The 19,132-nt window shown below is 67.4% G+C and carries 18 protein-coding genes; 9 read left to right on the top strand and 9 right to left on the bottom strand.

Annotated features, from left to right (window positions below; genetic code table 11):
• Positions 1-134: 134 nt before the first annotated feature.
• Positions 135-2,177: a chemotaxis protein CheA gene (locus tag ACOHWE_RS10470; RefSeq protein WP_420666201.1), complete on the bottom strand. Its 2,043-nt coding sequence runs from the start codon at positions 2,175-2,177 to the stop codon at positions 135-137.
• Between the two features lie 160 nt (positions 2,178-2,337).
• On the opposite strand from ACOHWE_RS10470, the gene ACOHWE_RS10475 reads away from it, so the two are divergent.
• Positions 2,338-3,027: a thiamine diphosphokinase gene (locus tag ACOHWE_RS10475; protein WP_420666203.1), complete on the top strand. Its 690-nt coding sequence runs from the start codon at positions 2,338-2,340 to the stop codon at positions 3,025-3,027.
• Here ACOHWE_RS10475 and ACOHWE_RS10480 read toward each other — a convergent pair.
• The 3 genes from ACOHWE_RS10480 to ACOHWE_RS10490 form a co-directional block, all read right to left on the bottom strand.
• Positions 2,999-3,928 carry a DMT family transporter gene (locus ACOHWE_RS10480; RefSeq protein WP_420666205.1) on the bottom strand — a complete coding sequence of 310 codons (930 nt, stop codon included), beginning with the start codon at positions 3,926-3,928 and terminating at the stop codon, positions 2,999-3,001. The two genes, ACOHWE_RS10475 and ACOHWE_RS10480, sit on opposite strands and share 29 nt — an antisense overlap.
• Before the next feature lie 63 nt (positions 3,929-3,991).
• The gene (locus ACOHWE_RS10485; RefSeq protein WP_420666207.1) at positions 3,992-5,365 is read right to left on the bottom strand and encodes an L-serine ammonia-lyase; all 1,374 of its coding nucleotides are present in this window, start codon (positions 5,363-5,365) and stop codon (positions 3,992-3,994) included.
• The gene (locus ACOHWE_RS10490) at positions 5,365-6,072 is read right to left on the bottom strand and encodes a glutathione S-transferase family protein (RefSeq protein WP_420666208.1); all 708 of its coding nucleotides are present in this window, start codon (positions 6,070-6,072) and stop codon (positions 5,365-5,367) included. Before ACOHWE_RS10490 ends, ACOHWE_RS10485 begins: the two co-directional genes overlap by 1 nt.
• Positions 6,073-6,283: 211 nt before the next feature.
• On the opposite strand from ACOHWE_RS10490, the gene rpiA reads away from it, so the two are divergent.
• The 6 genes from rpiA to ACOHWE_RS10520 all read left to right on the top strand — a co-directional run bounded on the left by rpiA (position 6,284) and on the right by ACOHWE_RS10520 (position 12,670).
• A complete protein-coding gene (rpiA, locus tag ACOHWE_RS10495; RefSeq protein ID WP_420666209.1) occupies positions 6,284-7,072 on the top strand; it encodes a ribose-5-phosphate isomerase RpiA in 789 nt (262 codons plus the stop codon).
• Positions 7,073-7,239: 167 nt separating this feature from the next.
• Complete coding sequence (gor, locus tag ACOHWE_RS10500; RefSeq protein ID WP_420666210.1) at positions 7,240-8,595, top strand: glutathione-disulfide reductase; 1,356 nt, start codon at positions 7,240-7,242, stop codon at positions 8,593-8,595.
• A 70-nt stretch (positions 8,596-8,665) separates the two neighbouring features.
• Positions 8,666-9,811 carry an FtsH protease activity modulator HflK gene (gene hflK, locus ACOHWE_RS10505; RefSeq protein ID WP_420666211.1) on the top strand — a complete coding sequence of 382 codons (1,146 nt, stop codon included), beginning with the start codon at positions 8,666-8,668 and terminating at the stop codon, positions 9,809-9,811.
• Complete coding sequence (gene hflC, locus ACOHWE_RS10510) at positions 9,811-10,818, top strand: protease modulator HflC (RefSeq protein ID WP_420666213.1); 1,008 nt, start codon at positions 9,811-9,813, stop codon at positions 10,816-10,818. Before hflK ends, hflC begins: the two co-directional genes overlap by 1 nt.
• Positions 10,818-11,012 carry a DUF2065 family protein gene (locus ACOHWE_RS10515; protein ID WP_420666214.1) on the top strand — a complete coding sequence of 65 codons (195 nt, stop codon included), beginning with the start codon at positions 10,818-10,820 and terminating at the stop codon, positions 11,010-11,012. Before hflC ends, ACOHWE_RS10515 begins: the two co-directional genes overlap by 1 nt.
• Positions 11,013-11,236: 224 nt before the next feature.
• A complete protein-coding gene (locus ACOHWE_RS10520) occupies positions 11,237-12,670 on the top strand; it encodes a DegQ family serine endoprotease (RefSeq protein ID WP_420666216.1) in 1,434 nt (477 codons plus the stop codon).
• Positions 12,671-13,434: 764 nt separating this feature from the next.
• On the opposite strand, the gene ACOHWE_RS10525 is transcribed toward ACOHWE_RS10520, so the two are convergent.
• From ACOHWE_RS10525 to ACOHWE_RS10535, 3 genes are all read right to left on the bottom strand, one after another.
• Positions 13,435-14,103, bottom strand: coding sequence for a Crp/Fnr family transcriptional regulator (locus ACOHWE_RS10525; RefSeq protein WP_420666217.1), 669 nt, complete (start codon positions 14,101-14,103; stop codon positions 13,435-13,437).
• Between the two features lie 123 nt (positions 14,104-14,226).
• A complete protein-coding gene (locus tag ACOHWE_RS10530) occupies positions 14,227-14,769 on the bottom strand; it encodes a peptidoglycan-binding domain-containing protein (protein WP_420666219.1) in 543 nt (180 codons plus the stop codon).
• A gap of 52 nt (positions 14,770-14,821) precedes the next feature.
• A complete protein-coding gene (locus tag ACOHWE_RS10535; protein WP_420666220.1) occupies positions 14,822-15,247 on the bottom strand; it encodes an OB-fold nucleic acid binding domain-containing protein in 426 nt (141 codons plus the stop codon).
• Positions 15,248-15,418: 171 nt separating this feature from the next.
• Here ACOHWE_RS10535 and ACOHWE_RS10540 point away from each other — a divergent pair, with 171 nt between their 5' ends.
• A complete protein-coding gene (locus ACOHWE_RS10540) occupies positions 15,419-15,742 on the top strand; it encodes a 2Fe-2S iron-sulfur cluster-binding protein (RefSeq protein WP_420666221.1) in 324 nt (107 codons plus the stop codon).
• Positions 15,742-16,545 carry an FG-GAP repeat domain-containing protein gene (locus ACOHWE_RS10545; protein WP_420666222.1) on the top strand — a complete coding sequence of 268 codons (804 nt, stop codon included), beginning with the start codon at positions 15,742-15,744 and terminating at the stop codon, positions 16,543-16,545. The genes ACOHWE_RS10540 and ACOHWE_RS10545 overlap by 1 nt, the downstream gene beginning before the upstream one ends.
• Positions 16,546-16,718: 173 nt before the next feature.
• Here the strand turns inward: ACOHWE_RS10545 and ACOHWE_RS10550 are convergent, their stop codons facing one another.
• Entirely contained in the window at positions 16,719-17,597 is an 879-nt protein-coding gene (locus ACOHWE_RS10550) for a bestrophin family protein (protein ID WP_420666223.1), read from the bottom strand.
• Positions 17,598-17,845: 248 nt separating this feature from the next.
• Complete coding sequence (gene purD, locus ACOHWE_RS10555; RefSeq protein WP_420666225.1) at positions 17,846-19,111, bottom strand: phosphoribosylamine--glycine ligase; 1,266 nt, start codon at positions 19,109-19,111, stop codon at positions 17,846-17,848.
• Positions 19,112-19,132: the final 21 nt, after the last annotated feature.

Genomic DNA, 19,132 nt, shown 5'->3' on the forward strand with positions numbered 1-19,132 from the left:
TTGGCCTGCGGCCAATTCACCGCGGGTATTTCCGGTCAGAAAGCGGCCGCTGCCTTGGAGACCTCCGCAGGACGGTGTCCGGCCAAGAAACGGCGCCTCGAGGGGCGCCGTTTCTTGTTTCCGGTCCTGAGAGCTCAGCCTGCGGCGCGGCTGCCGGGCTGAAAGCCGATCTCGCCCGAAGCGGTGAACTGGCCGTTGCCCGAGCGTTCAATCTTGCCCTCGCGCAGCAGTTGGCCGAAGGAACGCAGTCCATCTTCACGGTTGAACTGGCCGCTGCCGGCGCTGCGCACCTTGTTCATCAGCTGCGGCCTGGAGAATTGGCCCCGGCCTTCGACAAAGCTCATGTAAGCCGCGGCCGCTTCGAGCAGATCCTGCAGCCCAGCCGCGCCGCATTCCGCTGCATAGGCAGCGAAACCGCTGGCGCTTTCGGCGCTTTCCTTGCCCAGCACGTCCTCGGAGACCCGGCGCGGGCGGACAGGAGCGGCTGCGCCGGAAGGCACGTCCGCTTCGCCGATGCGCTGCTCGGCCACAAGCTTGAGCGGGGCCGGGCGTTCGCCGGTTCGGCCGGCGGCTTCCGGGCGGCGCGGCCGCACGACGCTGGCGAGGTCCTGGCGGTAGGGTTCGGCACCGTCGCCGCTGTCGCTGGAGCGGTCGGCCTCGGCGGCAGCCACGGCGGCGCGCAGATGGCTGTAGGTCTCGCGCGAGGATGCGGCTTCGGGATCGTCCAGCCGGGCGTCAGCCGCGGCCATCAGGCGGTTCACGTCATTGTCGACCGAAGCCTGCGCGCGGTCAGGAGCGCCGCTTTCATCTGCCGCGGCATCCTCCGCCGGAGCGGCTCCGGCGGGAGCGTCCCCGGCAGCGGCGGTGCCTGTCAGCCGGTCCTCCGCCAGCACTTCGGGACCGGCGGGGGGGACGGCTTCAGCCTGCTCCTCTTCTTCCGGGACTGCAGCCGCGGCGGCGAGGAGTTCGGCCTCGACCTCGGCCAGCTCGCGCATCAGGTCGGCCTCGTCTTCATCCGAGAGAAGCGATTCCGCTGCGTCGAGAGGCTGCTCCTGCGGCTCGTTACTCTCCGCCGTCAGCCCGGCGGTGATTTCCTCAAGGCGGCCGCTGGCGACGGCGGCTTCGAAATCCGCGCGCTTCACCTTGGCTATGCGCGGTCCTGCCGGCGCAGCGGGCTCCGGAGCGGTTTCGGGACCTTCCGCGGATTCCGCTTCGGCCTCTTCCGCCACATCCGGTCCGGAACTGTCCCGCGGGCCTTCCAGGTCCAGGCGGTCCAGCGCGCGGGCGATTTCCGCGTCGGGCTCGTCCTCGACCGTGGAGGTTTCTTCGCGGCCGTCCTGCTCGATCGCCTGGGAGATCTCGGCGGCGGCATCCTGGAGAATGCTGTCGGCGTGCTCGTCTTCAAGAAATTCGCTTTCCGGCCCCCGCTGGGCCACGACGGCACGGATGCGCTGCAGCTTGGCGGCGATGCTGTCAGGAGAAAGCGTCCCCTGCGGCTCATCTTGCGGCTCATCGTGCGCAAAATCCTGCGCGGCTGGTGCAGTTTCGCTGGACCGGGCGGAGCCTGCGGCAAAGAATTCTTCGGCTTCGGCTTCGGCTTCGGCTTCGGCTTCGGCTTCGGCTTCGGCTTCGGCTTCGGCTTCGGCTTCGGCTTCGGCTTCGGCTTCGGCTTCGGCTTCGGCTTCGGCTTCGGCTTCGGCTTCGGCTTCGGCTTCGGGCGGGAGCTCCCCGGCCACAGCGGGCAGCCCGTCTGGCGCGGACTCCTGAACGGCTTCGGTCTCGGGTTCCTTGGCCTCCTCGGACGCTGCCTGCGGGGCAGCATGAGGCACGGCGGCGGGCGCGGGTTCGGCCTCCGGTGCCTCGGTACTATCTGCCTCGGGCTGTGGCGCCGGATGCGGGGTTCCGCCCGCGGCAGGCGGAGGGGGCGCGGAGGCCAGGGAAGGCGCTGCGGCACGCAGGTGGATGCCGCCGCCGCTGCTGCGGGCCTCGACCTGGCGGGCGATCTCGCGCTGGGCGATGCGGGCGAGCATATCGGCGTCGGGCTGCGGCGGCTCGGCACCGAAATATCGGTCGTCGGAGGCGAGGTCGCGGAAGTACTCGGCGATGGCCTTCATCGTGCCGAAGGAATCTTCGAACCCTTCCAAGGTGCAGGAAAAGGTCCCGTAGGATACGGTCAAGACTTTGTTGTTTTGTACCATTAGCGTCTCCGTCCTTGCCGCGTCCGTTGTCCCTCACTTTCGTTAGCGAAAGGACAAATTTTGCTCGAATCCGTGCAATTGATCGTATCATTTTGTGTTCACATTGTGGCTGGTTTCCAAATCTGCAAGGAATGCGCGCATGAAGCGATGGATTGTTGAGGAAACCGGGCCGGTAACCCTGGTTGGCGGCGGGGAGATTGCGCGGGGCAGCCTGGCCGAGGCGCTGGCGCTGGCACCGGTGCTGGTGGCCGCCGATGGCGGTGCGGCGGCGGCGCTGGCGGCGGGGCATATCCCGGAGGCCGTGATCGGCGATTTCGACTCTCTGCCTGCCGAGACCCGCGCCGCCCTGCCGCCAGAGCGGCTGTTTCACGTGGAAGAGCAGGACAGCACCGATTTCGACAAGGCGCTGCGCGCGATTTCGGCGCCGGTGGTGCTGGCAGTGGGGTTCCTCGGCGCGCGGCTCGACCACCAGCTGGCAGCCCTCAGCACACTGGTGCAGGGGCATGAGACACCGTGCGTTTTGATCGGCGGGACCGAGGTGATCTTTCACGCAACGGGTCCGGTGGAGCTGCCGCTGGAGGCGGGCGACGTGGTGTCGCTCTACCCGATGCAGGAGTTGAGCGGCCGCTCGGAGGGGCTGCGCTGGCCCATCGACGGGCTGACGCTGTCGCCGATGGGGCGGGTTGGCACGTCGAACCGGGCGCTGGGCCCGGTCCGGATCAGCCCCGACGGGCCGGGGCTGCTGGTGATCGTGCCGCGCCGCGCGCTGGCAGCGGTGATGCAGGCGGTCAGCCGGGGTGTCAGGCAGCAGGAGGGGCCGCGGGGGTGACGCGGGCCTTGGCGCGGGCGGTGTGGTGTTCGCGCAGCACCACGTAGAGCCCGGCCGCAACCGTCAGCGCGATCCCGGCGGTGGCCAGCGCATTGGGCAGCTCCGCGAAAATCAGCCAGCCGATGAAAGTGGCCATCGGGATCTCCAGGTATTGCATCGAGGCGAGCGTCGCGGCGGGGGCAAAGCGCAGGCTCCAGGTCATGAAGAGATGCGCCACCGTGCCGAGCGCGCCCGCAGCGGCCAGCAGCGTCCAGGTGTCCTGCGGAGGCAGTTCAAGGCTGAAGCTTGTGGAGCCTAGCGCGCCGCCGATCAGGAACACGGGCGCCAGCATCGCGGTGCCCATCGCGCCCGCCAGCGCCTGCACTGCGATCGGGTCGGTGTGCTTCGCGATTTTACGGGTAATCAGCATGAATAGCGCAAAGATCACCGCCACCGCCACTGGCCAGAGCGCGTGCCAGCCAACCTCAGCAAAGCTCGGCTGGATCACCAGCAGCGTGCCCGCAAAGCCCACAGCGCAGGCAGCCAGGCGGCGCAGGCCGACCTCCTCGCCCAGCACGTATCTGCCCAGGAGCAGCATGATAAAGGGCATCACGAACGCAATTGCCACCGCATCGGCCAGCGGCAGGTGCTTCAGCGCTATGAACATCGCGCCGATACCGCCCATCTGGAGGATCGTACGCACCACCAGCAGCGGCAGCACCTGCCGGGACACGCTGAGCGGCAGCCGCAGCGCCAGCGCCAGCGGCACCAGAAGCAGCGCCTGCGCGGCAAAGCGGATAAACACGATCTGCGCCACCGGCACGCGGGCGGCCAGCAGCTTGGCGATGGCATCGCCAAGCGGGATCACGGCACAGAAGCCCAGCATGAGGGCTATGCCAAGAAGAGGGCGGTCGTTGGTCATGGCGCCACGCTAGGGGCGGCGCCTTGGGTTGGCAAGCTGACCGTGGCGTTTTTTTGAGCGCTCTCAGCAGTTTGGAATGTTGACGGCGAGGCCGCCAAGCGAGGTTTCCTTGTACTTTTCATGCATGTCGGCGCCGGTCTGCCGCATGGTCTCGATCACCGCGTCCAGAGGCACGAAATGCTGGCCGTCGCCGCGCAGCGCCAGCGAGGCGGCGGAGACCGCCTTGATCGCGCCCAGCCCGTTGCGCTCGATGCAGGGAACCTGCACCAGTCCCTTCACCGGGTCGCAGGTCATGCCGAGGTGATGCTCCAGCGCGATTTCGGCGGCGTTTTCCACCTGTTCGGGGGTGCCGCCCATCACCGCGCACAAGCCCGCTGCCGCCATTGCCGCGGCCGAGCCGACCTCGGCCTGACAGCCCGCCTCGGCACCGGAGATCGAGGCGTTGTACTTGACCAGCCCGCCGATCGCAGCGGCGGTCAGAAGGAAGTCCTCCACGTGGCGCTCGGACGCGCCCGGCACGTGGTCGAGGTAGTAGCGCAGCACTGCCGGCAGCACGCCTGCCGCGCCGTTGGTGGGTGCGGTCACCACCTGGCCGCCGGCCGCGTTCTCCTCGTTCACGGCCATCGCGTAGACGCTCATCCAGTCGTTGATGGTGTGCGGCGCGTTGATGTTCTTGCCGCGCTCGGCGAGCAGCGCATCGTGGATCGCCTTGGCGCGCCTGCGCACCTTGAGCCCGCCGGGCAGGATGCCGTCGCGCGTGAGCCCGCGCTCTATGCAGTTGTTCATCACCTCCCAGATGCGGGCGGTGCCCTTGGCGAGGCTCTGCTCGCAGCCGCGGGAGATTTCGTTGGCGCGCTTCATCTGGGCGATGGTCTTGCCGCTCTCCCTGGCCATCTCCAGCATTTCGGCTGCGGATTTGAACGGGTAGGGGACCGGCGGACCGTCGTCGGTGTCCTTGCCCGCGGCGAGCTCCTCCTCGGTCAGCACGAAGCCGCCGCCGACCGAGTAGAACACCTGCCGCAGGATCACGTCGCCCTGGGCGTCGGTTGCCATCAGGATCATGCCGTTGGCATGGCCGGGAAGCGCCTGGTCGTAGTCGAAGATCATGTCGGCTTTGGGGTCGAAGCGCAGTTCCGGCAGGCCCTCGGGCTGCATGGTCCTGGTCTCGGCCAGCCGGGCAAGGAAGGCTTCAGCCTTCTCGTCATCGTAGGTTTCCGGCTCGAAGCCGCCCAAGCCCAGGATCGTCGCGCGGTCGGTGGCGTGGCCAGCGCCGGTGAAGGCCAGCGAGCCGTGCAGCGAGGCGCGCAGGCCGCGGAATTCAAACGGTGAGGCGCGCATCATGTCGAGGAAGCGCGCGGCGGCCACCATCGGCCCCATCGTGTGCGATGAGGAGGGGCCGATGCCGACCTTGAACATGTCGAAGACGGAGAGGAACATCAGGTGGCGGATCCTTCTGGGGGATTGGCATAAACAGGAGAAGTGAAGGGCCGGGGCCCGAGGCCTTCGGCAGCTTGCGCGGCGGCGGTGGCGGGGCGCTGCTCCAGCCCGGCGCAGAGGCGCTGCAGGCAGGGGTAGCGGCCAAGCGCGAACCACGACCGGTCGTCATTCGCCGGGTAGAGCGCCATCCAGCGCAAGAGGCAGGCGAGATAGTAGTCCAGCACCGATGGCTGCGGCGCGCCGAGCCAGGACGGGCGCTCGGCGGCGGCGCTTTCGACGCGCTTAAGGTGTGCGTGCAGGCGCTCGCGCAGCACGTGGCGCAGCTGCGTCTGGTGGCTGTCGCCGCTGCCGACGTATTTCTCCGGGTAGAACAGCATGCGAAGGTCAGCATGCAGCGTGTTGGAGGTGAAGACCAGCCACTTGAGGAACCCGGCCCGCTCGGAACTCAGCTCTGCCGGGGCCATCGCGTTTTGCCGCCCGCTGAGCCACAGCAGGATCGCCGCGGTTTCGAAAATCGGACCATCCGGCGTCTCCAGCACCGGGATCAGCCCGTGCGGGTTGAGCGCCAAATAATCCGGGCTCTGGTGCGCGCCGGCCCCGCGGTCGACCAGCTGGCAGGTGTAGGGCAGGCGCAGCTCCTCCAGGACCAGCCGGACGATCAGGCTGGCATTGTCGGGCGCGTAATGGAGACGGCAGGTTTCGGTCATGGCGCGACACTATGCACAATGGCGCGGAAAACTAGCCCGTTTCCGCCGTTTCCGATAGGAAACACGCCGCAGCGGTGCATCTTTTTCAACCCATGGCCCGATTGCCCGGAGATTTGTGGCCGGGCCGGACGAAACCCGCGCAATGGCCCCTCGCACCGCGCTGCCAATGCGCCTATAAGCGGCGCAAAAGCTTAGTACGGGAGCCTCGCTCATGACCTCAGAACTGTCGCCTGTCGACAAGGCAAAATTCGTCGCCGCCAAGCGGGCGGCCGACATGGTTGAAGACGGTATGCGTGTCGGTCTCGGCACCGGCTCTACTGCCGCCTGGCTGGTGCGCTGCCTCGGCAGCCGGGTGCGCGACGAGGGGCTGAAGATCACCGCCGTGCCGACCTCCTCCCGCACCGCCGCTCTGGCGCGTGAAGTGGGCATCAGCGTGGTCACGCTGGACGAGGCGAAATGGCTCGACCTCACCATCGACGGCGCTGACGAGTTTGACGCCGATCTGAATCTTATCAAGGGCGGCGGCGGCGCGCATCTGCAGGAAAAGATCGTCGCCACGGCCTCGGACCAGATGGTGGTGATCGCCGACGCCGGCAAATCGGTGGAGACGCTGGGCGCCTTCCCGCTGCCTGTGGAGGTGATTCCCTTCGGCTGGCAGTCCACCCGCTCGCTGATCGAGGAGACGCTGGTATCGATGGACGTTCTTGGCCGCGATACCTCGCTGCGGATGGACGGTGACGAGCCCTTCATCACCGACGAAGGGAATCACATCCTGGACCTGCACCTCAACCGCATCGGCAATCCGCGCCAGCTGTCGCTGGTGCTGAACCAGATTCCCGGCGTGGTCGAGAACGGGCTGTTCATCGACATCTGCGATTCCGTGGTGATCGGCTATGGCGACGGCAGGGTCGAGGTGCGCGACATCAACGAAGGCACCGTGGAGCAGGACCAGCTCGACGCGGGTGAGACCGAAAACCTGTTCAAGGACCTCCCCGGCTGACGGCCTTCCCCCCGCGGTCGGTGCCGCGGGGGATCACAAACGCGCGGGGTGCCGGTCCGGCAGGACCGCTGGCAGTTGAATCCCGCGCTTTTGCGCCCACTTAGGCATATGGCGTTTGGTGTCCCGTTGTGGGATACCGGATCTGGAAATGCAAAAGGCGGGACATCATGAGCTTTGATTATGATCTGTTTGTCATCGGCGGCGGCTCCGGCGGGGTGCGGGCTGCGCGGGTCGCGGCGCAGGAGGGCGCCAAGGTGGCGCTGGCCGAGGAGGACCGCTATGGCGGCACCTGCGTGATCCGCGGCTGCGTGCCGAAAAAGCTGATGGTGTTTGCCTCGGAATATTCGGACGCGCTGGAAGATGCGCGCAGCTACGGCTGGGACGTGCGCCGCGGCAGCTTCGATTGGCCTGCCTTCAAGGACAAGCTGCACAGCGAGCTGGATCGGCTCGAGAACGTCTACCGCGGTATCCTGAAAAACAACGGGGTCGACAGCTACGACCGGCGCGCCAGGCTGGCCGATCCCCACACGGTGGAACTCGCCGACGGCACCCGCAAGACCGCTAAGCACATCCTGATCGCCACCGGCGGCTGGCCCTCGGTACCGGATTTCCCGGGCTGTGAGCTGGCGATCACCTCGAACGAGATGTTCCACCTCGACAAGCTGCCCGAAAGCCTTCTGATCGTCGGCGGCGGCTATATTGCCTGTGAGTTTGCGGGTATCATGAACGGGCTCGGCGTGAAGACCACCCAGTTCTACCGCGGCGCCCAGATCCTGCGCGGATTCGACGACGAGGCGCGCGGCCTGATCTCCGAGGAAATGTGCCAGGCGGGCGTGGACCTGCGTCTCGGCACCAACGTGCTGGAGATGCGCAAGGAAGGTGATAAGATCTGGGTCAAATCGACCAACGGCCAGGAGCAGCTGTTCGATAAGGTGATGTACGCCACCGGCCGCAATCCGAACGCGGACAACCTCGGGCTGGAGGACATCGGGGTCGAGCGCGGCCGGGCCGGCGAGATCATGGTGGACGAATACAGCCAAACCTCCGTGCCCTCGGTCTATGCGATCGGCGATGTCACCGACCGGGTGCAGCTGACCCCGGTGGCGATCCGCGAGGCGATGGCCTTTGTCGAGACCGTGTTCAAGGGCAACCCGACGAAGCCCGATCATGACCTGATCCCGACCGCGATCTTCACTCAGCCGGAGATGGGCACCATCGGGATGAGCGAGGAGGAGGCGCGCGAGCGGGAGGAGATCGAGGTCTACGCGACCTCCTTCAAGCCGATGCAGCAGGCCTTTGCCGGGCGCACGCGGCGGGTGCTGATGAAGCTGATCGTCTCCAAGGCCAGCCGCAAGGTGCTGGGCTGCCATATCGTCGCACCCAGCGCGGGCGAGATGATCCAGCTGGCGGGAATCGCGGTAAAGATGGGCGCGACCAAGGAAGATTTCGATCGCACCGTTGCGGTGCATCCGACAATGTCGGAAGAGTTGGTGACCATGAAGACTCCGGTGCGCACGGCCTGAGGGCCGGGCGCACCGGCAATAACCGGAAACAAGAGCCGCCCGGCGCGGCGGAAGTTTGGATAGGAGACATATGGCGGGCAACAGTGGCGGCCCCTGGGGGGGCGGAGGCTCATCCGGCGGCGGAGGAGGAAACCGGGGTGACAAGGGCGGCAGCGGCGGTGGCGGCGGACGCAGACCCGATGACCCCCAGATCCCCGAAATCGACGAGCTCGTGAAGAAGGGCCAGGAACAGCTGCGCGTGCTGATGGGCGGCCGCGGCGGCCGCGGCGGCGGCTCCGGCCGCGGCCCGGGCGGCGGCGCACCGCTGTTCACCAGGGGCACCCTGGGTCTGGCTGCACTTGCGGGTGTTGTGCTCTGGGGCATGGCGAGCTTCTATACCGTGAAACCGGAAGAGCAGTCGGTCGAGCTGTTCCTGGGCGAATATATGGCGACCGGCCAGCCCGGCCTGAACTTCGCGCCATGGCCGCTGGTCACCTACGAGGTGATCCCGGTGCGGGTGGAGCAGGTGGAGAACATTGGCGCGGGCGGCCGCGGCTCGGATGCCGGGCTGATGCTGACTGGCGACGAGAACATCATCGACGTCGACTTCCAGGTGGTCTGGAACATCTCTGATCCGGCCCGCTATCTGTTCAACCTCCGCGACCCGCGCGCGACCATCCAGGCGGTGGCGGAATCGGCGATGCGCGAGATCATCGCCCAGTCCGAACTGGCGCCGATCCTGAACCGCGACCGCGGCGCGATCTCGGCCCGGCTCGAAGAACTGATCCAGTTCACGCTCGACAGCTACGACAGCGGCGTGAACATCGTCCGGGTGAACTTCGACGGCGCTGACCCGCCGGAGCCGGTGAAGGACGCCTTCCGGGAAGTGCAATCGGCAGGCCAGGAGCGCGACCGGCTTGAAAAGCAGGCCGACGCCTACGCCAACCGCAAGCTGGCAGGCGCCCGCGGCCAGTCCGCGCAAACGCTGGAAGAGGCCGAAGCCTACCGCGCCCGCGTGGTGAACGAGGCCCAGGGTGAAGCCAGCCGCTTCATCGCGGTTCTGGAGGAATACCAGAAGGCACCCGAGGTGACCCGCAAGCGTCTCTACCTGGAAACCATGGAAGAGGTGCTGGGCCGCGTGGACAAGATCATCCTGGACCAGGCCGGCCAGGGCCAGAGCCAGGGAGTGGTGCCCTACCTGCCGCTCAACGAACTGCGCCGGACGGAGAGCAACTGATGCGTAAGACGACCTTTCTTCTGCCGGTACTTGTAGTTGCACTGATCGCCGTGCTTTCGGCGATCTTCATCGTGGACGAGCGCCAGAAGGCGCTGGTGCTGCGGTTTGGCCGCGTCGTGGCGGTCGAGGAACAGCCCGGTCTCGCCTTCAAGGTGCCGCTGATCGACAATGTGGTGCGCTACGACGACCGCATCCTCAGCCTGGAAGTCGGCCCGCTGGAAGTCACTCCGCTGGACGACCGCCGCCTGATCGTGGACGCCTTTGCGCGCTACCGGATCGTTGACGTGGAGCGCTTCCGCCAGGCGGTTGGCGCGGGTGGCATTTCGGGCGCGGAATCACGGCTCGACAAGATCATGCGTGCCCAGACCCGCGAGGTGCTCGGCTCGGTCAGCTCGAACGACATCCTGTCCTCGGACCGGGCCGCGCTGATGCTGCGCATCCGCAACGGCGCGATTGCCGAAGCCCGCAGCTTCGGGCTTGAGGTGATCGACGTGCGCCTGAAGCGCACCGACCTTCCGCAAGCCAACCTTGATGCCACCTTCGCCCGGATGCGGGCCGAGCGGGAGCGCGAGGCGGCGGACGAGATCGCCCGCGGCGAGGAAGCCGCCCAGCGGGTCCGCGCCCAGGCCGACCGCACCGAGGTCGAGCTGGTTTCGGAGGCGCGCCGCGAGGCTGAAGTGATCCGCGGTGAGGCCGATGCAGAACGCAACGCCATTTTTGCAGAGGCCTATGGCCGCGACGGGGAGTTTTTCGAGTTCTACCGCAGCCTCAACGCCTACGCGCGGGCGCTGCGGGAGGGCAACTCTTCGATGGTGCTGTCACCGGATTCGGACTTCTTCAACTATCTGAAGTTCTCCGGCGGCGCTGCGGGGTCGCGTGCCCCGGCTGCGCCGGGCGCGGCGCAAGCCCCGGCCGCCGCACCCGAAGCGCCTGCCTCCGAGTCGCGCGCGCCGGAAACGCCCGCCGCAAACAACGCCGCGCAGGCCGGCGGTGCTGAAAGCGAGTGATGGCGATGCTGCTGCTGGCCATCGGGCTGGTGTTGATCGTGGAGGGGCTGGTCTACGTGCTGGCCCCTTCGCTTATTGAGCGCTTGCTGGAAATGCTGCGCCTCCTGACCGAGGAACAGCGCCGGATTGCGGGACTGTCCGCCGTGGCGCTGGGACTGTTGCTGGTGTGGCTCGCTTTCCGCCTTGGCCTATGACCCGGCGGCAGGGCGGCGCTGTGCTCACGCGGGCTTGATTGCCTGCAACATACATTGCGGTACGGCGGCAAACCCCTACATTGGAGCCGTGACCGCCCGCCGGCGGCCTGTTTCCCAGGGCGCGCACCGGCGCAGACAAGAACAAGACGGCTATGACAAGGAGTAATTCCGTGGAGCCACAGGCAATAGTTTTATCCAAACAGAACAGCGAACGGCCCGCCGCCATGCGGCTCTTCCTCCTGACGCTGCTGAGCGCGGCCATTCTGCTGCTGCAGGCGTTGCCCGGGCTGGCACGGCCGGAAAGTCTGGCACCGCTGGCAGAAAAGATCAGCCCCTCGGTAGTCAATATCACCACCTCCACCATGATCGAGGGCCGCACTGGCCCGCAAGGCATTGTGCCCGAGGGCTCCCCGTTCGAGGATTTCTTCCGCGAATTCCAGGACCGCAACGGCAACGGCACCCCGCGGCCGCGCCGCTCTTCTGCGCTTGGTTCGGGATTCGTGATTTCCGAGGACGGCTACATCGTCACGAACAACCACGTGATCGAGGCCGCCGACGAGATCGAGATCGAATTCTACCCGGGCGAAGGCCAGCCATCGCGTCCGCTGCCCGCCAAGGTGGTCGGCACCGATCCCAACACCGATATTGCGCTTCTGAAGGTGGAGGCACCCGGCCCCTTGAAGTTCGTCAAATTCGGCGACAGCGACACCGCGCGCGTCGGCGACTGGGTGGTCGCGATGGGCAACCCGCTGGGGCAGGGTTTCTCGGTCTCAGCCGGTATCGTCTCCGCCCGCAACCGCGAGCTGTCGGGCACCTACGATGACTACATCCAGACCGATGCGGCGATCAACCGCGGCAACTCGGGCGGGCCGCTCTTCAATATGGACGGCGAGGTCGTGGGCGTGAACACCGCAATCCTTTCGCCCAACGGCGGCTCCATCGGCATTGGCTTTTCGATGGCTTCCAACGTGGTCAGCAAGGTGGTCGAGCAGCTGAAGGAATTCGGCGAAACCCGCCGCGGCTGGCTGGGCGTGAAGATCCAGGACGTGGATTCTGATCTCGCGGAGGCAATCGGCCTCGACAGGCCCAAGGGCGCGCTGGTCACCGAGGTGCCGGACGGCCCGGCCAAGCAGGCGGGCATGATGGCGGGAGACGTGATCGTCAGCTTCGACGGCACCGATGTTGCCGACACCCGCGCTCTGGTGCGCCAGGTTGGCAACACCGAGGTCGGCAAGACCGTGCGCGTCGTGGTCCACCGCGAAGGCAAGACCGAAACCCTGCGGGTGACCCTCGGGCGCCGCGAGGACGCCGTGGGCGGCTCCTCCCTGCCGGAAGCCGAAGGCGGTCCGGACGTCACCGAGAAGGAGCTTCTCGGCCTCTCTGTCGGTGTGCTGAACGATGAGCTGCGCCGCGAGCTGAACGTGCCCGCCGGCGTCGAGGGCCTGGCCATCCTGTCGGTCGATGAAGCCTCCGAGGCTTGGGAGAAGGGCCTGCGAGCTGGTGACGTGATCACCGAGGCGGGCCAGCAGAAGGTCTCATCCATCGCTGAGCTGGAAAACCAGGTCGCGGATGCCCGGGAAGCGGGCCGCAAGTCGCTGCTGCTTCTGGTGCGCCGCGGCGGCGAGCCGCGCTTTGTCGCGCTGAACCTGGCGGAGTAACCCCCGCAGCGAGACCTTGTTTGAACTGCCGAAGGCCGGGCTTCTGCCCGGCCTTTTTCCTTGTCGGCGGCAGTGTCAGGCCTGCTGCATGAACAGCAGGCCGCGGCTGTCCCTTCGGTTGCACCAGGCCCCCGCGCGCCGCCGCAATGACCTTACGGAAGTCTTCCAGATTGCGCGGTTCGACGGCGATCAGCACCCAGCCACCCTTGCGCATATGCGGCAGTCAGCGGGCCAGAACTGCCCGCCGGTCCGGGGCGGCCAGCATGTGCAGGGTCCGGCCGAACAGCAGGATGCCGTATTCCCCGTCCGGTTCCCAGAGTAACGGCCGGGGAGGGAGCCCCAGCGCATCCGGGGTTTTGCGGTACAGTCTGTCCTAGTCATATGCCATGCGCGGCAGGTTAGCGGTCCGGTTCCGGAAAGCCTAAGTGAATATGTTTTGAACAAAGAGGGACAAAGCGGCCCAAATTATGGCAGCCGGAGAGGAGAAGACCGGCCAAGGACTCTTCGGAATAGTCTTGGGCAAGAGTTTTCAGAAAACTTTTTCGCCCGGCGTCTCCCAGGCTGTGGAGGGCTGGGCACCGGGCAAGGGAAGAGCCATGTGCTTGCGGGCACATGGCTCTTGTTGGACAGGCAGCCATCGGGATGGAACGGATAATGGCTGTCCGCAGAGCGGTTATGGCGCGGCAGCGCCAAGGCTTCTGTAACCCGGATTACAGAGCGCGGATTTTCTTAGGGAGTTTCGGACGAATTGCAGCGGGTGGGGGTCAGATCGAGTCCGGTTGGGCCAGTACTGCCAGTTCCGTGCGGTCCAGGATCTCCACTCCGCCGCGGCTGATGCCGACCACCCCGCCGCGTTTCCAGGCTGCCAGCGTCTTGGAGACCGCCTCCCGGGTGGCACCGACGAACTCCGCCAGCTCCGCCTGGGAAAGCGCCACCCGCCCATTGCCGTTTTCCGGCGCCAGATAGATCAGCTTGCGCGCCAGCCGCACAGGCATTGGCAGGAATACCTGCTCGTTCAGCTGCGCGTTCATCCACCGCATCCGCTGCCCGGCCAGGCGCAGAAGATCGGCGGCCAGGTCGGGATGCTGGCGGATCTGCGCCATCACGTCGCGGCTGCGCACCCGGCGCAGGCGGCTGGGCTCTGCGGCCGTTGCTGTGGCGGTGCGCTCGCCCGGGTCGAAGAGCGCAATCTCGCCAAAAACCGCGCCGGGGCGCATCATGTCCAGCGACAGCTTGCGCCCGGAGGCTGACAGGATGGAGAACTCCAGCGCGCCCTCGATAATCGCATATAGTGCATCGCCCGTGTCACCGTGCTCGAACAGTGTCTCGCCCTGGCGCAGCCGCACTTCGGTGGATTGGCTCTCGAGCATGCGCTTGAGCGGCCTGGAAGCGCCGGAGAGGAACCCGGTGTCGGGCAGGCTGGTTTTCAGCATGGCGGGCGGTTCTCCTATGCGGCGGGGCGGACGGCGGAGCCGCCCAAGCGGAGCCTAACAGACGGGCGCAAAGCTGGGAACTGCCTGCGCGGGCAGGGCGACCGGAGGTGAAGCGGGGCTGCATCAGCTCCCGATCGCCACCAGCCCCAGTTTGCGCGCGGCTGCGAGCGACAGGGTGCCGTTGTCCAGCCCCGACGGCCGCTGATAGCGCTGCACGGCATCACGGGTGGCGGCGTCCATGCGGCCATGCACCGGCCCGCTGTAGAACCCGCGGGCTGCCAGCGCGCGCTGCACCGTGCGGATGAACTCCGGCGTCATGCTGAGGGCGCAGGGAATCTCGAACCAGGTCTCGCGGCGCGGCTCGACAATCTCCTGCCGGGTTTCGGTGCGGAACAGCGCCGCGCGGAGCACCCCGCCCGCGGCGTCGGTCTCGGCAGGCCGCACCATTACTTGGCTGGTCACGGTCTCGATCACGGCCGGGCGGGTGTGCTTGCTCCAGCAGGTTCCGGGCGGCGCGCCGGGGGGGGCGTAATGGCCCGCGCGGGTGGCGGCGCCTTCGGTGCCCGCGGCGCTGCAGGCCGTCAGCGCCGCCAGCAGCAGGACCGCCAGCGCGCCCTTCGGCAAGGCAGGCGGCAAGGGGCAGAGGGTGAATCGGCTCGGCGGCATGCGCGGGGTCCCGGGGGGCAGGCACGGCGCGCGCCTGCGGTTCGGCCGGACCCTAGCCCAGTTCCGGACCCGGCGCAAAGGCGGGATCGTCCTGCCGCCCCTGTTCGCTCAACAGGTGATCGAGCATCGGCGAGATGTCCTCAATGGATTCGGCGATCACATGGGTGACAGCATGCGCCCGCTGCAGCCGCCCGGTCACCCGCAGGAGACGCCCGGCAATCACCGCCCGGCGGAAGGTTTCGTAGATTTTGCGCCAGACAATCACGTTGACGATGCCGGTCTCGTCCTCGAGCGTGAGGAAGATCACCCCCTTGGCGGTGCCCGGCCGCTGCCGCAGGATCACCAGCCCGGCCACGGTAATGCGGGCGTTCTCCGGCGGCTCGCCCAGCCGCGCGGCGGGCAGGCAGGCCGGCGGGCGCGGCCAGGGGCCGCGCGGGGGCGGAACGGATACGGGCGGGAGCGGCGGTGCGGGCGGCATGGGGCCTCGGGGTGCGGGATGGTTGCGGGCGGGGACAGGCTGAGAACATATATAGAACATTTGCGCCGGGCGTCCAGCCGCGTCAGCCCGGGGTCGTAAATGGGACTGGCAGCGGCACGGCGGCTTGGCTACACAGTCCAGCAAGTACCGGAGAAGGGAAGAGAGCTGACGATGGCAAAGATCACCTATATCGAGCACAACGGCACCGAGCACGTTGTCGAGGTCGCCAGCGGGCTGACCGTGATGGAAGGCGCGCGCGACAACAACATTCCGGGCATCGAGGCCGATTGCGGCGGCGCCTGTGCCTGTTCGACCTGCCATGTCTATGTCGATGCCGCCTGGGTGGAGAAGCTGCCGGCGAAGGATGACATGGAGGAAGACATGCTGGACTTCGCCTACGAGCCCGACCCGGAGCGCTCGCGCCTGACCTGCCAGCTGAAGGTGACCGATGCGCTGGACGGGCTGATCGTGCATATGCCCGAAAAGCAGATCTGATGCGCAGGGAGGCGGGGGCGCGGCGTCTGCCGGTGCGCCCCTGGCTCCGCTCTGCCCGCCGCGCCGGGGCAGCGGCGCTCCTGTGGCTGACCGCTTCAGCGCTTCCGGCAGCGGGCGCCGAAACCCGCCGCTGCATCGAAGGCGGGGGGCAGTATCCGGCAAAGGCCTGCTACACAGGCAATCCGGAACAGGCGCCTTATGGCCACGGTGTGCTGGGCCGCACGCCCGAGTGGCAGCGGTTGGTCATTTTCCGCCCCAGGGGCGGGCAGCAGGAGATTTCGCAGCCGGATCATATCTTCGAGGACACCGCCCCGCGGCTCGCCGATGTGACCGGTGATGGCCGCCCGGAGATCCTGGCCGTGCAATCCAGCTTTTCTCTCGGCGCGAGGCTCGTGATCTATGGCCTCGAAGGCGGGCCGGAGCCGCTGGCCGCCACACCCTACATTGGCCGCCGCAATCGTTGGCTGGCTCCGGTGGGCGCGGCGGATCTGGATGGCGATGGCCATGTGGAGATTGCCTATGTGGACCGCCCCCATCTGGCGAAGGTACTGCGCATCTGGCGTTTCAAGGAGGGGGCTCTGACGGAAGTGGCGAGCCTCCCAGGCGTTACCAATCACCAAATCGGCCAGGAGGTCATAACCGCGGGCCTCCGGGCATGCGGCGCGGGACCTGAACTGCTGCTGGTCAGCGCGGATTGGAGAAGAATCGTCGCGGTCCGGCTGGCCGGCGGAGAGGCGGTTGCGCGGGAAGTCGGGCCGTTCCGCGCGGAGAAGGGCCTAAGCGGCGCGCTCGCCTGCCCGTAAGCGGTGCCTGCGTGGCGAGAGGGCCGAATGCAGGGAGTTTCCGGCAAATCAGGTTGGGCGCCAGGGCGGCATCAGCCTGAGCGGTCCGTCATGACAACCGAGCGCAGATGGCAGACCTGCCGGCCGCGCCCGCGCCAGGAAATGCCGGCCGGAGGCGCGGCAGGCGGCGCGCCTCAGTTCAGCACGTAGTTCGCAGGCCGCAGCGGCGGCGGATCCAGGTCCAGATGCGGCGCCAGCGAGATTTCCACTGTGCGGCGCATCGCGTCCAGCGGCAGCCCGTTGCCGGTGGCACCGAAGGGATGTGCGAGCTCCTCAGAAACCTCGGCCAGCCCGAAGAACACATAGGCCGCGATGGCAGTGAAAAGCGGTGTCAGCCAGCCCGCCGCGTCGAACAGAGCAAAGGGGATCAGAAGGCAGTAGAGATACGCCGTGCGGAACACCAGGAGCGAATAGACGTAAGGCAGCGGGGTTGCCGCGATGCGCTCGCAGCCTGCCTGCGCCAGGGAGAGATCTGCCAGCCGCTTCCCGAGAGCCTTGCGCCCGAAGCCGTCAGCGCCGGAGGCTGCAATCTCGGCCTCCATCCGGTCCAGTGCCGCGCAGGCGGAGCCAGGTGCGGGCTGCGGCAGGCCGGATGTCCAGGCGGCCGCCGCGCTGTCCAATGACAGGCCGCGCAGGTTCAGCCGGTGCAGGTGCAGGAAGGCCAGCGCCAGCCGCAGCAGGCGCCGGCCGCTGTCCTCGGAGGGAATGAAGATCGCCGTCTCCCGCCCCAGCGCGCGCAGCCCGGCTACCAGCTGGCCCCAAAGCCTGCGCGCCTCCCACCATCGGTCATAGGCGGCGTTGTTGCGGAACCCGAGGAACAGCGAGAGCGCCACGCCGAAGACGGCCATCGGCCCGGGGTCGAGGTGCGGCAGCGCGATCACGGCGCCATCGGCCCAGACCATCAGCGCGGCCAGGCCGGCCAGCGCAAGAATGCGCGGCAGGATACGCGGCAGGACGGATCCCTGCACCGCGAACAGGAGCTGAAACGCGCCAGGCTTTTCTCTCAGAATCATGCCGGTTTCCTTTGTTCCGTCCGGCTTCCAGGTGATAGGCATCAGGCCGGCGGCATATGGCTGCAAACGGCAGGTTGCGCGTGAATGCGGCATGGCAGCAGCCGCGCTCTGCTAAGGCTCTGCCGCGCAATGGTTCCGCCGGGCGCGCAAGCGCCCGGGCCACGGTTCAATTGCAAGGCCCTTCTGCCGGATGGGCCGACGCGGGCGGGGGCGCAACCGTTGCCGGAGGCGCGGCGATCAGGCGCGGATCAGCTCAGCGCCCGCCAGCCGATGTCCCGGCGGCAGAAGCCTTCGGGCCAGTTGATCGAATCCACCATCGCATAGGCGCGGTCGCGGGCTTCCTGCAGGCTGGCGCCGCGCGCTGTCACGTTCAGCACCCGGCCGCCCGCGGCCAGCACCTTGCCATCTTCGGCCCTGGTGCCCGCGTGGAACACCATGTTGCTGCTGTCCTCCGGCAGGCTCTCAAGCCCCTTGATCTCGGAACCCTTCTGGTAGGCACCGGGGTAGCCCTCGGCGGCCATGACCACGGTGATTGCGTGGTCTCCCGCCCAATTCACCCGCGCGCTGGCCAGGCGGCCCTCGGCCGCGGCGTGCATCAGATCAAGAGCTTGCGCGCCGAGGCGCATCATCAGCACCTGGCATTCGGGGTCGCCGAAGCGGACATTGTACTCCACCAGCCGCGGCTCGCCGTTCTGGATCATCAGACCGGCATAAAGCACGCCCTGGTAGGGCATGCCGCGCTCGGCCATCACCTTCATTGTGGGCTTCACAATCTCCTCGATCGCCTTCTCTTCGATTGCGGTGCTCAGCACCGGCGCGGGGGAATATGCGCCCATGCCGCCGGTGTTGGGGCCGCAGTCGCCTTCGCCCACGCGCTTGTGGTCCTGCGCGGTGCCGATCGGCAGCACCTCCTCGCCGTCCACCAGCACGAAGAGCGAAGCTTCTTCGCCTTCCATGAATTCCTCGATCACCACCTCGGCACCGGCCCCGCCGAAGGCGCCGCCGAACATCCCGTCAATCGCGTCGAGCGCCTCCTGCTCCTGCATCGCGACGATCACCCCTTTGCCGGCGGCGAGCCCATCGGCCTTGACCACAATCGGCGCGCCCTGCGCCCTTACATAGGTCTTCGCCGCTTCGGCATCGGTGAAATGGCCGTAACCTGCGGTGGGCGCGCCGGCGGCATCGCAAATCTCCTTGGTGAAGCGTTTGGAGGCCTCCAGCCGGGCCGCTGCCTCCGAAGGGCCGAAAACCAGGACACCTGCCTCGCGCAGCCGGTCGGCGACACCCGCCGCCAGCGGGGCCTCCGGCCCTATGATCACGAAATCGATGGCGTTTTCCTCTGCAAAGCCCGCTACCGCGCCGCCGTCCTCGATGTCGAGGCTCGCGCAATCGGCAATCTGGGCGATGCCAGCGTTGCCCGGCGCGACGATCAGCTTGTCGCACTTGGGGTTCTGCATCACCGCCCAGGCGAGGGCGTGTTCGCGCCCGCCGCCGCCGAGAATAAGGATGTTCATTGCCGCGCTCCGTTCTGCCGG

The organism is Cribrihabitans neustonicus (genome assembly GCF_048820895.1).
In the GTDB taxonomy this organism is placed as follows: domain Bacteria; phylum Pseudomonadota; class Alphaproteobacteria; order Rhodobacterales; family Rhodobacteraceae; genus Cribrihabitans_A; species Cribrihabitans_A neustonicus.

Excerpts from the sequence above, each read along its gene's own strand:
- ACOHWE_RS10520 (WP_420666216.1), top strand. The coding sequence starts at position 11,237 with ATGCGGCTCTTCCTCCTGACGCTGCTGAGCGCGGCCATTCTGCTGCTG.
- hflK (WP_420666211.1), top strand. The coding sequence starts at position 8,666 with ATGGCGGGCAACAGTGGCGGCCCCTGGGGGGGCGGAGGCTCATCCGGC.
- ACOHWE_RS10515 (WP_420666214.1), top strand. The coding sequence starts at position 10,818 with ATGGCGATGCTGCTGCTGGCCATCGGGCTGGTGTTGATCGTGGAGGGG.
- rpiA (WP_420666209.1), top strand. The coding sequence starts at position 6,284 with ATGACCTCAGAACTGTCGCCTGTCGACAAGGCAAAATTCGTCGCCGCC.
- ACOHWE_RS10490 (WP_420666208.1), bottom strand. The coding sequence starts at position 6,072 with ATGACCGAAACCTGCCGTCTCCATTACGCGCCCGACAATGCCAGCCTG.
- ACOHWE_RS10535 (WP_420666220.1), bottom strand. The coding sequence starts at position 15,247 with ATGCCGCCCGCACCGCCGCTCCCGCCCGTATCCGTTCCGCCCCCGCGC.
- ACOHWE_RS10545 (WP_420666222.1), top strand. The coding sequence starts at position 15,742 with ATGCGCAGGGAGGCGGGGGCGCGGCGTCTGCCGGTGCGCCCCTGGCTC.
- ACOHWE_RS10540 (WP_420666221.1), top strand. The coding sequence starts at position 15,419 with ATGGCAAAGATCACCTATATCGAGCACAACGGCACCGAGCACGTTGTC.
- ACOHWE_RS10475 (WP_420666203.1), top strand. The coding sequence starts at position 2,338 with ATGAAGCGATGGATTGTTGAGGAAACCGGGCCGGTAACCCTGGTTGGC.
- ACOHWE_RS10480 (WP_420666205.1), bottom strand. The coding sequence starts at position 3,928 with ATGACCAACGACCGCCCTCTTCTTGGCATAGCCCTCATGCTGGGCTTC.
- ACOHWE_RS10485 (WP_420666207.1), bottom strand. The coding sequence starts at position 5,365 with ATGTTCCTCTCCGTCTTCGACATGTTCAAGGTCGGCATCGGCCCCTCC.
- purD (WP_420666225.1), bottom strand. The coding sequence starts at position 19,111 with ATGAACATCCTTATTCTCGGCGGCGGCGGGCGCGAACACGCCCTCGCC.
- ACOHWE_RS10530 (WP_420666219.1), bottom strand. The coding sequence starts at position 14,769 with ATGCCGCCGAGCCGATTCACCCTCTGCCCCTTGCCGCCTGCCTTGCCG.
- hflC (WP_420666213.1), top strand. The coding sequence starts at position 9,811 with ATGCGTAAGACGACCTTTCTTCTGCCGGTACTTGTAGTTGCACTGATC.
- ACOHWE_RS10550 (WP_420666223.1), bottom strand. The coding sequence starts at position 17,597 with ATGATTCTGAGAGAAAAGCCTGGCGCGTTTCAGCTCCTGTTCGCGGTG.
- gor (WP_420666210.1), top strand. The coding sequence starts at position 7,240 with ATGAGCTTTGATTATGATCTGTTTGTCATCGGCGGCGGCTCCGGCGGG.
- ACOHWE_RS10525 (WP_420666217.1), bottom strand. The coding sequence starts at position 14,103 with ATGCTGAAAACCAGCCTGCCCGACACCGGGTTCCTCTCCGGCGCTTCC.